This window comes from Streptomyces sp. NPDC104309 (assembly GCF_055584025.1).
In genome coordinates this window covers 1-9,994 of record NZ_JBVJMV010000098.1, presented here as the reverse complement: position 1 = coordinate 9,994, position 9,994 = coordinate 1, and the positions used below count along the sequence as shown (strand labels likewise).

Sequence of the window (9,994 nt, the reverse complement as noted above, 5' to 3'; positions counted from 1 at the left end):
CGTTGGCCCGATGACGTTGGAGCAGGTCATGGACCACCACCACACGATCGTCAACGAGCCGATGAAGCACTGGCTGGACTGGAAGGCCGCGCACCCGGAGACGTTCCCCGCCCTCGCGGGCAGCCCCGACCCGACCACCACCTGAAGGAGAACTGATGGCCCGCTATGACATTGAGTTCGGGAAGCTCGGCGACAGCCGCCCCGTCCCGAACCTCACCGTGCAGACGACCGACCTGAACGTCCTTGACCGGGCCGTCGCCGAGCACGCGCGCCCGCACATCACCCCCGTCCTCACCGAGATGGGGCACCCTGAGTACGCCGACGCCCTGTTCCGCATGAACGCGGACCGGTCGATGGGCCAGTTCCTGTACCTCGACGTCGCGGGCGCCCGTGGTGTCGCGTACTTGGGTGCCCGGATCACGACGACGCCGGAACGGATCCAGCGGAAGCGCACCAAGGGCTGGACGTCCCCGACGGGCGCGAAGTACGTCGGGCGCGGCACCCGGTGGGGCAACCCGTTCGTGGTCGGGCAGGACGCCAACGACTGGGCGCACGCCACAGCCCTGTACCGGGAGTGGCTGGAGAACAACAGCTACGAGGTCCACGCCCCGACCACCACCGCCGAGCAGCGGCAGCAGATGGACGCCCGCCGCGACTGGCTCCTGTCGGACGCCGCCGAGCTGCGCGGCCGGGACCTCATGTGCTGGTGCCCGCTCCCCGCCGACGGCGAGCCCGACCACTGCCATGCCTCCGTCCTGCTCGAGCTCGCCAACACCTCGAAGGAGTCCTGACCATGCCCGAACTTGCCGAAGCTCTCATCGAAACGAAGCTGTCCGCTGTCCGTTCCTGGTATCTGGCGGTCCGCGACCGGTACCCGTCCGCCATCGTCCCTGACTGGCGGGTCGGGACGGCGGAGGACGGGGCACCCCGCCTCACCGTCCAGGTCATCGGTGAGCACGCGCAGGAGGCGCTGCACCACTTCGCGTCCGCCTACCCGCTCTCCCTCGGCGGCACCGGTGATCTGCGGCCGGTGTTCGAGTACCGGCCCGGCCGGGTCGTGTGCGTGTGGCGGGCGAACGGGGTGTGGGTGGAGCTGTGGCACCCGGACCTTCCCCCAGTGCCCGCACCGTCTCCGGCCCTCATGCCGAAGCGCCGCCGAGTCTTCCCGTCCGCACTACTGCCGTTCCCCCGCTGGCCCCGCAACACCGCCCTCACCACGAAGGAGAACTGACCATGAAGAGTTCCACCCAGTTCACTCCGACCTCCAACGACATGGCAGGCGAGTACCAGGGCGTTCTCGTCGCCTCGTTCGAGGACGGTGGCGCTATCGCCCTCACCGCGGACAAGACCAAAGCCCTTGAGGTCTTGGACATGTTCTACCGGGAGGTGTGCGGGTACGCGAACCTTCTCGACGACGCGGACCACCCCCTGACGGACGCCTACTACTACCTGGACTCCGGGCACGTCCGGTTCCACCGGACCGACGACGACGGTGGGTGGGAGGCGATCCCGGTGGCGGCGTCTGTTGAGGGCGCGATCGGGGTGACGTGGCTGCGCGAACCGGACTGCAGGCCCGTCCCGGTTCCTTACGCGGCGGTGCCGGGGGTTGCCCTGTGGTGACCGACCTCCCCCGCAGGCCCAGCACTTCCCTCACCAACGCCACCACTACGAAGGAGAACTGACCATGACCGACAACACCACCATGGACACCGAAGACACCGACGTCGACGCGTCGCCTGAGACGCTTCGCATCGACCTGGCGCAGCTTCACCTCCGCGCCATGGCTTCCCCGCTCCCCAAGCACCCGGCCGCCATGGGCTGGCAGATGACCGCAGGCAGCCTGGCCGCGCTCGCCAGTCGCCTCCTTGAGGTTGTCCAGCACACCGCACCGGAGAAGGCGGCAGAGATCGCCGAGTGGTTCGCTGGCCCGTTCGGTGACGGGCCGGACCTTGAGGAGCACCACGACTGGGTCGCGGATCACGTCGCGGGCAGCTGGGACGTCACTGAGACGTGGATCCAGGACGCCAGGCAGCTCGCTGTTCAGGCGCAGCAGGCCACCGCCCAGCACGACAACACCCTTTCGAAGGAGAACTGACCATGCCCACTAACTCCCCCGAGATTCCGCTCGGGCACAGCACCCCAGCTCACCGAGTGCACGGTTGGTGCTCACACTGCCCGGGACGGTCCCTGGCAGAGGAAGTTGCGGCTTGGCAGGTCGATGCCCTGGACCGCACCGCAACCACGGCCTCGGGCGGCGACGACAGAGACGCCGAGAGCGAGCGGCTGCGTACCGAGAACGAGAGGATGCGCCACGAGTTGGAGGTGATGTACGGCGGGGCCTTCGACAGCCCGCCCACCGGCGGGCAGGCTGGCCTTCGAGGCCGTGTTGCTGAGCTGGAAGCTGCCGTCCAGCGAGCTCACGGGCTGGCTACCCGGCTGGAGGAGTTCGCGGAGAACGCCCTCCGGGTCGACGACCGTGAGTTGTACACGGCCATCGCCAAGGATCTCCGCGATCGCCTCAACGCCGTCGGGGTGCAGCAGCCCACTGCCGCCGCCGCGCCCGAGAAGGGGCACCCGTGACCACCCCTGCCCTGGTGGGCCCGTCACCGGTTGGTGGCGGGCCCGCGGTCTTCCAGGACCGTGACGAGCTCCTTGCCGATGTCGGCGACCGTATCCGAGCCGAACGCCACGCCCGCGGATGGAGCCAGACCGTGCTCGGGAAGCACGCCGGCATGACATACAAGGTTGTCGCCACCATCGAACTTGGCAAGGGCACCCTCCCGCTGCTGCACCTGGCAGCCGTGTGCGACGCGCTCGGTATGTCGATGAGCGACCTGTTGTCCGAGCAGTGGGAGATGCCAGCCCGTCCGCCTCGCAGGCGCGGGGTACCGGGTGCTCTTTCGCCGCGCATGGCGTTGGTACTGCGTGAGGCGGCGTCGGGGATTCCGCTGACGCAGGTAGCGGACCGGTTGGAGATGCCGCGGCCGGTGGTGTCGTCCCGGTTGTCGGAGGCGTACCGGGTGCTGGGGGTGTCGGATCTCCCGCGGGACGAGCGGCGGGCGGCGGCTGCGCGGATTGCCGAGGAGCGTGGGTTGTTCAATGCGCCCACCTGGAACCCCAAGGAGAACGCAGCATGACCGCGCAGAACTCAGCTGCGGCCCGTGCTGCAGCGCTTCGTGCGGGCGCCCGTCGTGGCCTGTGGCGGCGCCTGCTGGCGTTCCTGGGCCTCGGCGGGGCCAGGGTGCGTCGTGCGGACGCGCAGGCGGCCCGGTGGGCGCACGGCGCCGCAGGGGAGGAGGCGACGGTCCGGTTACTGCGCCAGCTCGAGGCCGCCGGATGGCATGTGCGTCACGACCTTCGCGTGGCCGGGCGCCGGTTCAACCTGGACCACGTGCTGACGAGCCCCTGCGGTACCGCCCTCGTCGTCCTTGACACGAAGAACTGGCACCGCGGCCGTGCCACCGCCCTGGTCGGGGGCCGTGTGCACTGCGGTACGGACGACCGGCACGACCAGGTTGTGAAAGTCGCCGGATACGCGGAAGTGGTCGCGTCTGCGGTCGGGCTGCGCGCGGATCAGGTGTGGCCGCTGATCGTGGTCCACGGATCGCCGATAGCTGGTGGCCGGCTTGAGGCGCGTGTGCCGGGTCAGCGGGGTGTGGTGCATGTGCTGGGCCCGGACTGGCTGGTGCCGACCCTGGCCGGCGCGCCGAAGGTACGGGATCCGCGGCGTGCGGCTGCACTGGCCAGGAGGGTGGATTCTGCGCTGCGCCCGTACACGGAGGGTTCCTGAGCTGTACGGTTGTCGAGATCACGGGTAACCCGGAGCGGCCCGTCATTCCTGGGGGGATGGCGGGCCGCTTTCGCGCGTCAGTGCAGGGTGTTTCTGTCTCGGGTGGTGTTGTCGGCGGTCGGCAGCGGGCGGTGGCCTTCGTCCCAGTGGTTGGACCATCCGCAGAGTCCGCACGCGTATCGGCCGTCGAGTCCGTGGACCTCGGCTTCGCATCCGCGGCACCGGGTGACAGTGATCTCCGGGGTGATCGCGGTGGCCGGGGTGGTTGAGGACCAGCCGCATTGGTTGGAGCAGATCCAGGATCCGTCGGGGCCCTGGGTGGCTGCTGCGCCGCAGGTTCCGCACGTCATGGGTGACCTCCGGATGGTGGCCCCGCTGACGGGGGTGGCAGCGGGGCCTCGGCCATTGTGGCAGGGATGAGTGGTGGCGGTCAGGAGGGTGGTGTGGTGGGGGTGTCCGGCGTGCCATTCGCATCCGATATTCGAACAGACGTAGCATTGGGTCGTGCCCAAGAACAGCCCCTCTTTCGATTTCCCAGAAGACCTCCGCGCAGCCCAGCTCGGCCTTCACCAGACCCGTGCCGCGTACGAGCAGTACGCCACCACCCTCCCGTGGTCGGCGGAGCCGATGCCCGGCTGGGAAGGAGACAAGCAGCTGCACTCCTCCTACCGGTCCCACAAGGAGGACAGCCCCGGGTACACGGAGGAGCAGGCCACGGAAGTCCGGCGCTTCCAGGATGAGCTGCGCCGGCTGAGCATCGAGGTCACGGCACACCCGTTCTGGGAGTCGCTGGGCGGTCCTGATCTGGTAGAGGCGCGGATGGCCCTCAAGCATGCCCACGAGGAGCCCGAGGACGAGGCGGCGTAGCCGTGCCTGGTCCGGAGGGCATATCTGACCTCGACAAGAACAAGGCCCTGGCTAACTGGCTGGAGTGGCAGCTCCGGCAGGTCCGAAACCGGATTCGCGAGCTCGAAATCCGGGAGCAGCAGGAGGCACGTGCCCGGGAGCGGGCAAGGGCCGAGCAGTCGTGGAAGATTCAGCCGAAACGGTCGGGCGAGACAGCGATGCTGCACCGCGGCGGGTGCAATCTGTACAGCGCGCAGCTTGGGTTTCTCGACCGGGAAGAAGCGCTGATCGCGCTGGCCGAGCCAGACATCGAGCCGTGTGGGGTGTGCCGGCCGGAGACGGGGCTGCAGAACGGGTAGGCCGTACGGGCCGTACGGCGCGTCGCCCCGGGCGGGGGCTCGCAGGATCAGCGTGTGGAGTCGACCCGTAAGTGGATAGGGAAGCGGTGAGCCGAAGCAAGCATGGATGCGCCCCTGTCTGACCTCATGGCCGGGCGGGGGCTTTATGTTGCCCGGCGGTGGCATCGGCTTCGAGGCGGGGTCACCGCCGGGCGTACGTACAGGGTGGCACGGGGCACTGACAGCGGGGGTTGGCGTCAGGTGGTCCAGGTGCCGCGGAGGGCGGCGGTGGTAAAGCCGGGCCCGTAGGCGACGGCGACTCCGTGGGCGCCGGCCGAGGGCGGGGTGGCGTGGGTGCGTTCGAGGACGCGGAGGATTGATACGCCGCCGAGGTTGCCGTCCGCGTTGAGGGTGTCGGTGGAGTGGCGGGCGTCGACGGTGTCGAGGCCAAGGGCGGCCGCAGTGTCGGTAATGATGCGTCTGCTGCCGGGGTGGATGGCGGCGAAGTCGACGATGCGGGGCCCGATCCAGTCGAGGAGGGCGGGGAGGACGTCGTCCGCGGCGGTGAGTGCTGCCTTCGTACTGTCGAAGTGGAAGCCGGTTTCGGTGAGGCGCCCGTTGTACCGGTCGAGGCTGTTCGGGAGGACGTGTTCGTACGTGTCGTACGGGGTGTCGATGGCGAGGCCGGGGCTGAGGGGGTGGCTGGTGACGAGGGTGGCGGCGGCGGAGTCCCCGAACAGCGCCTTGTAGATCATGTGCTCGACGGCGGTGTCCTGGTGGTTGTACACGCTCGAGATGACTTCGGCGGCGACGACGAGGACGGTGTCGGTGGGGCGGACAGCAACCATGTCGACGGCCCTGATCAGGGCCTGGGTTCCGCCGGCGCACGCCATGGTGGTGAGGGCGATGCGGCGGACGTTGGGGCGCAGGCCGAGCCGGTCGATGAGATGGATGTCGAGGTTCGGGACGGACCAGCCGGTGGAGTGCGTCGTGATGACCGCGTCGACATCTGCCGCAGTGAGGCCGTGCGCGTCGAGGGTGGTGCGTGCCGCCTTCTCGGCCATGCCCAGGGCGTCCGTGAACGCCGCGGCGGCCCGTTCTTCGATGCCTGCGGTCCCGCCCACGGTGGGGGAGTCGAGAGGGCGGGTGAAGTAGCGGGTGTTGACGCCGGTGTTGCCGACGATGCGGAGGATCGCGCCCAGGCGCGGGTGGTCAGGGTGGTGGGTTCGGATGTCGTCGGCGATCTCGCTGGTGGTGACTTTGTGGTCGGCGAGCACGGTGTGCGGGCGGGCTATGTAGGCGACGGGCACGGCATCCTCCGGCGGGCAGACAGGGTGCGGCAGCGTGGGGGTGCGCTCACCGTATGGCACCGGTGGCCTGACATTGCCCCTGCTCAGCGCATTACCGGGAACAAAACGCGCGGTCTGGTTTGGTGGCCTTAGGTGTGTGCACGCGAGGGTTCTGCTCCGTCCCCCCGAAGGTGGCGCCCCTGCTCATCAATGATGATCACGGGCGGGCAGGCGGGACAGGAGACGAGGCCGGGGCCGATCCAGCGCCAGCCGACGTCCCATAGGCCGGAGTGATTCCGGTTTTCTGGCAGAGGTGCACTGGCTTTACACCGGGTGCAGGTGACGGCGGTGGGCTTCAGCATTGAGGATTCCTTCCAAGTCGCGCATCCCAGGCTATCCGGCCGTGTTCCCTCGGGGGGCAGGCCTGAAGGTCAGTGCGCGCGGAGCATCGGGGTTCGGGTATGCGCGCGGCGGGTGCCGGGGTGGAACACGAGAACGATGAGGCGGGCGCCGGGCGCGGTCATGGGCTGTGCGGCGCACATGGTGACCCAGCCGGGCCCGTCAATCGCGTGGAGGAGGGGGCGTTCATCACCGTCGGGGTGGATGTGCGCTCCGCCGGCCTCCCATATCGGGGCGCAGTCCGGGTCCACAAGGACTTCCTTCTCGAGTCGGCGGAGGATGTCGTCGTCGGGGCGTTGGGCGAGTGCGGCTTGGAGCTGAGGGAGGACGAGCGGGGCCCAGGCGGTCGCCCAGTCGGTGAGGGTGCGCCGGCCGTCCGGGTCGAGGACCATCCAGTGCATCGTGTTCGCCGGGACACGGCCTTCGGGGAAAAGGCGGGCGAACGGGGCGTTGTAGGCCAGCAGGTCCCACGACGCGTCGGTCACGTACGCCATGTGCGTCATCCCGTCGACGGCTTCCTGCCACACGCCGGGGACTTCTTTCCCGGACTGGGCGGTGAGGGGGCCGGGCGGGTCGCCTATGCCTGCGTACCGACACAGGCTGACCCATTCCTGCTCGTTGAGCCCGTAGAGGCGGGCGATGTCGCGGAGCAGGCCGGCGTCCGGGTTGGGGATCTTCCCGTTCTCGAGCCGGTTGCAGGTGTGGATACCGAGGCCGAGGAGCTGGTCGACTTGCTGCTGTGACAGGCCGACAGCGCGGCGGCCTTGCCCGCTGGGGCGGGTCAGGCCGACGACTTCGGGGTCGATAAGGTCGCGCCTCTCCTTGAGGAGTGCTTTCAAGGCTTTCTTGTGCATGTTTGGGCAATCCCCCCATGGTGTTGCCGAGTTCAGCAGTTGAAGTCTAAATAGTCACGTCGGGTTTCGTAATAAAAACTGCCCGAAGATAAAACGCTGAGTGTCCGTCATGCTGTGCGGGACGCAGTCGCTGGCCTGCCGGTTTCACGGCCAGCGGTCACGTGTATGCGCCGCAGGCGGGGAGCCGGACTTCCCATAGAGCGGTTGTGGGAAGAGCGTAGGAACGGGGCTCGTATTCCGATGTGTGGTGTCGGAAAGCTTCGCAGCACGGCCTTCATTCCTGCGCTCTTCCTGCCATTTCCCGACTCCCCTTTGGGTTGAGGTTCACGGTGCGTCAGATCGCCCAGTGGTGGGCTGCCGCTCGTCGAGGGCTCGGATGGTGGCGCAGGGCCACGTGATGTCGCCGTGGTTGGAGCACACGTCGCAGTACGCCCGGCCGGTGTCCGAGTTGCGCCGCTCATGCAGGTCCCGAACGCGGGCGATGGCGGCCTCCAGTTCGGTGACGCGCGGGTCGTCCGGGACCGGGGTGTCGTAGCTGATGGTCTGGAGCGCGGCGCGGATCTGGCGTGCGAGGTAGCGCTCGCCCTGACGTTCCGGGTCCGTGGTGGCCAGCAACGGGTCGGCCAGGACGGCGCGCACGGCGTTGGTGCGGGCCCGGTACCGGTTGGCACGGTCACGGTGCTGCTCACCCCACGCCTGTGTCCGCTCGGCCAGTGCCTTGTAGCACTGAACGACCTGGGTGGCGCCGTTGATCTGCTCCTCGGTCTGCGCGTCAATCCGGGCAGTGATGGCTGCGTCCTTCTCCCGCTCCGCTCCCAGCTCGGCCACGCGGGCCTCGGCCTGCTCGGCGCGGCAATGTGCCTTCCGGGCGCGGTCTCGTGCTGAGTGCCACGCGTCGCGATACGTGTCGCCGCGCTTCCCGTTCTCGATGGCCCGGTCGGCGTACTGCGCGGCACGGACGGTGGCAGAGGCGAACGCCTTGTCGCAGGTAGCCAGCTGGCGTGCCAGCTCAGTCTGCTGGGCCGCTTCGAGGGACTCGTACAGGGCGTCGAGGGCGTCGGACGTGATGGTGTCGACGGTGTGGCGGTCGCTCATCGGGCCGGCTCCTCGGTCGCGGCGGGGGTGGGCTCGGTGATGTACGTGGTCGTCGCCCGGATAAGACGGGTGACCAGGCCGCCGGTCGCAAGCTCGGTGACCATGACGTCGGCGCCTTCTCGGTTGTAGACGCCGAGGCGGGTCCAGGAGTCGTCAGTCCGGTACTCGACGGTCCATGCTGTGGTCGCCGGGTATGCCTCGGTCTCGGCCTTGGGCTGCTGTACCTCGTCGGCCATGCGGCTCAGCTCGCATCGCGGGCACACCGGCTGACCGTCACGGAGAGGTACGTCCATGCCGTCACGCCCGTGCCAGTGGAAACCGCAGGCGGGGTGCTCGTAGTACGGCGACAGGGGGCGTTCGGCGGTCGGGTCGAGGGGCGGGCAGTGTGCGGTGTCGCCGCAGTGGCTGCCGTCGACACACGGCGGGCGGTGACCCGTCTCGGCGGCCCGGTCGGCGGGCGTGGGCAGGGCCAGGACCGTATCGGCGAGCGCGGCAACGTCCCACTGCGGGTGGCCAAGGCGGCGCGCAGCCTGGGCGATGCGGTCGCGGAGGTCGGCACCAGCGGGCGGGGCGGTGGCGGGTTCGGCCACGGTGCCGAGGATCTGTCGGGCCACCGCGAGGGCGTGGCGGTCGGTCTGCTGGGCCACCCAGGCGTCCCGCTCGGCAGCCTCGCGCTCCCTGCGCCAGACGCTGGCCGCGCCGATCACCGTGGCGTCGTAGGACTTGGCCGCTGCGTCCAGCCAGTTGGCGATGGCGAGGCCGACACCAGGGTGCAGCAGCTGCACGACTGCGGCGTCCTCCGGCTCCAGATCGACGTTGCCGCAGATGACCACTTCGCCATCGTCGGGCGTCTCGTCGTAGCGGGACATGAGCAACGGGTCGGTGTACGGCGGGACACTGGCGATGGTCCAGGGGCCAGGTGCGGCAGCGGAGCAGGTGGCGCGCAGTTTCTCGGCGGCGGCCCGAAGCTGGTCTGCGGGTGTGGTCATGCGGGTTCTCCTTGTGTGCGGGTGGTCAGGAACCGGATCAGCGGTGGCCGGCTGACGGGGTGTTGGCGGTTCGCAGATGCTGATACTGGCTGCGTTCCGCTCGGATCAGCCGTTGCACGGTGACCTTGTGCTGGTGGATTTGTGCGTCGCTCATGCCGGCTTCGGTCTTCAGCCGCCACTGGATGTCCAGCTGGCCGCGGCCATTGCGGATGGCTGCCTCGAACTGGCGGAGGAGGACCGGGGGTGTCGTCGGGTTCGTCACGACGGCTCTTTGGCCGGGGTGGCGGCGAACACATCGGGGTGGCCGGCTTTCCACTGCTGCCAGTAGGGCATCGGCTCGTTGACGATCGCGTGGCGGCGGTCCATGACCTGCTCCAACGTCATCGGGCCAACA

15 protein-coding genes are annotated in these 9,994 nt (G+C 69.0%); 9 read left to right on the top strand and 6 right to left on the bottom strand.

From position 1 onward, the window contains the following. Positions 1 to 155: 155 nt before the first annotated feature. The 7 genes from ACZ68L_RS45875 to ACZ68L_RS45845 all read left to right on the top strand — a co-directional run bounded on the left by ACZ68L_RS45875 (position 156) and on the right by ACZ68L_RS45845 (position 3,790). On the top strand, positions 156 to 791 hold the full coding sequence (locus ACZ68L_RS45875; RefSeq protein WP_469590730.1) for a DUF4326 domain-containing protein: 636 nt from the start codon (positions 156 to 158) through the stop codon (positions 789 to 791). Positions 792 to 793: 2 nt separating this feature from the next. Beyond that, on the top strand, positions 794 to 1,231 hold the full coding sequence (locus ACZ68L_RS45870; RefSeq protein ID WP_469590728.1) for a hypothetical protein: 438 nt from the start codon (positions 794 to 796) through the stop codon (positions 1,229 to 1,231). A gap of 2 nt (positions 1,232 to 1,233) precedes the next feature. Beyond that, positions 1,234 to 1,620, top strand: coding sequence for a hypothetical protein (locus ACZ68L_RS45865; protein ID WP_469590726.1), 387 nt, complete (start codon positions 1,234 to 1,236; stop codon positions 1,618 to 1,620). Positions 1,621 to 1,684: 64 nt separating this feature from the next. Next, positions 1,685 to 2,095, top strand: coding sequence for a hypothetical protein (locus ACZ68L_RS45860; protein WP_469590724.1), 411 nt, complete (start codon positions 1,685 to 1,687; stop codon positions 2,093 to 2,095). 2 nt (positions 2,096 to 2,097) lie between these two features. After that, positions 2,098 to 2,580, top strand: coding sequence for a hypothetical protein (locus ACZ68L_RS45855; RefSeq protein ID WP_469590722.1), 483 nt, complete (start codon positions 2,098 to 2,100; stop codon positions 2,578 to 2,580). After that, complete coding sequence (locus tag ACZ68L_RS45850; RefSeq protein ID WP_469590720.1) at positions 2,577 to 3,137, top strand: helix-turn-helix domain-containing protein; 561 nt, start codon at positions 2,577 to 2,579, stop codon at positions 3,135 to 3,137. Before ACZ68L_RS45855 ends, ACZ68L_RS45850 begins: the two co-directional genes overlap by 4 nt. Then, entirely contained in the window at positions 3,134 to 3,790 is a 657-nt protein-coding gene (locus ACZ68L_RS45845; protein ID WP_469590718.1) for a nuclease-related domain-containing protein, read from the top strand. Before ACZ68L_RS45850 ends, ACZ68L_RS45845 begins: the two co-directional genes overlap by 4 nt. Before the next feature lie 77 nt (positions 3,791 to 3,867). On the opposite strand, the gene ACZ68L_RS45840 is transcribed toward ACZ68L_RS45845, so the two are convergent. Then, positions 3,868 to 4,140, bottom strand: a complete 273-nt coding sequence (locus tag ACZ68L_RS45840) for a hypothetical protein (RefSeq protein ID WP_469590716.1) — start codon at positions 4,138 to 4,140, stop codon at positions 3,868 to 3,870. A 154-nt stretch (positions 4,141 to 4,294) separates the two neighbouring features. On the opposite strand from ACZ68L_RS45840, the gene ACZ68L_RS45835 reads away from it, so the two are divergent. After that, complete coding sequence (locus ACZ68L_RS45835) at positions 4,295 to 4,657, top strand: hypothetical protein (protein WP_469590715.1); 363 nt, start codon at positions 4,295 to 4,297, stop codon at positions 4,655 to 4,657. A gap of 2 nt (positions 4,658 to 4,659) precedes the next feature. Then, entirely contained in the window at positions 4,660 to 4,995 is a 336-nt protein-coding gene (locus tag ACZ68L_RS45830) for a DUF6233 domain-containing protein (protein WP_469590713.1), read from the top strand. Positions 4,996 to 5,231: 236 nt separating this feature from the next. Here ACZ68L_RS45830 and ACZ68L_RS45825 read toward each other — a convergent pair whose 3' ends face one another. The 5 genes from ACZ68L_RS45825 to ACZ68L_RS45805 form a co-directional block, all read right to left on the bottom strand. Continuing rightward, positions 5,232 to 6,284, bottom strand: coding sequence for a PhlD (locus ACZ68L_RS45825; RefSeq protein WP_469590711.1), 1,053 nt, complete (start codon positions 6,282 to 6,284; stop codon positions 5,232 to 5,234). A gap of 410 nt (positions 6,285 to 6,694) precedes the next feature. Further along, the gene (locus tag ACZ68L_RS45820) at positions 6,695 to 7,516 is read right to left on the bottom strand and encodes a helix-turn-helix transcriptional regulator (RefSeq protein ID WP_469590709.1); all 822 of its coding nucleotides are present in this window, start codon (positions 7,514 to 7,516) and stop codon (positions 6,695 to 6,697) included. Positions 7,517 to 7,840: 324 nt separating this feature from the next. Further along, the gene (locus ACZ68L_RS45815; protein WP_469590707.1) at positions 7,841 to 8,611 is read right to left on the bottom strand and encodes a hypothetical protein; all 771 of its coding nucleotides are present in this window, start codon (positions 8,609 to 8,611) and stop codon (positions 7,841 to 7,843) included. Next, positions 8,608 to 9,600, bottom strand: coding sequence for a hypothetical protein (locus ACZ68L_RS45810; protein WP_469590706.1), 993 nt, complete (start codon positions 9,598 to 9,600; stop codon positions 8,608 to 8,610). Before ACZ68L_RS45810 ends, ACZ68L_RS45815 begins: the two co-directional genes overlap by 4 nt. 37 nt (positions 9,601 to 9,637) lie before the next feature. Continuing rightward, positions 9,638 to 9,862 carry a hypothetical protein gene (locus ACZ68L_RS45805; protein ID WP_469590704.1) on the bottom strand — a complete coding sequence of 75 codons (225 nt, stop codon included), beginning with the start codon at positions 9,860 to 9,862 and terminating at the stop codon, positions 9,638 to 9,640. Positions 9,863 to 9,994: the final 132 nt, after the last annotated feature.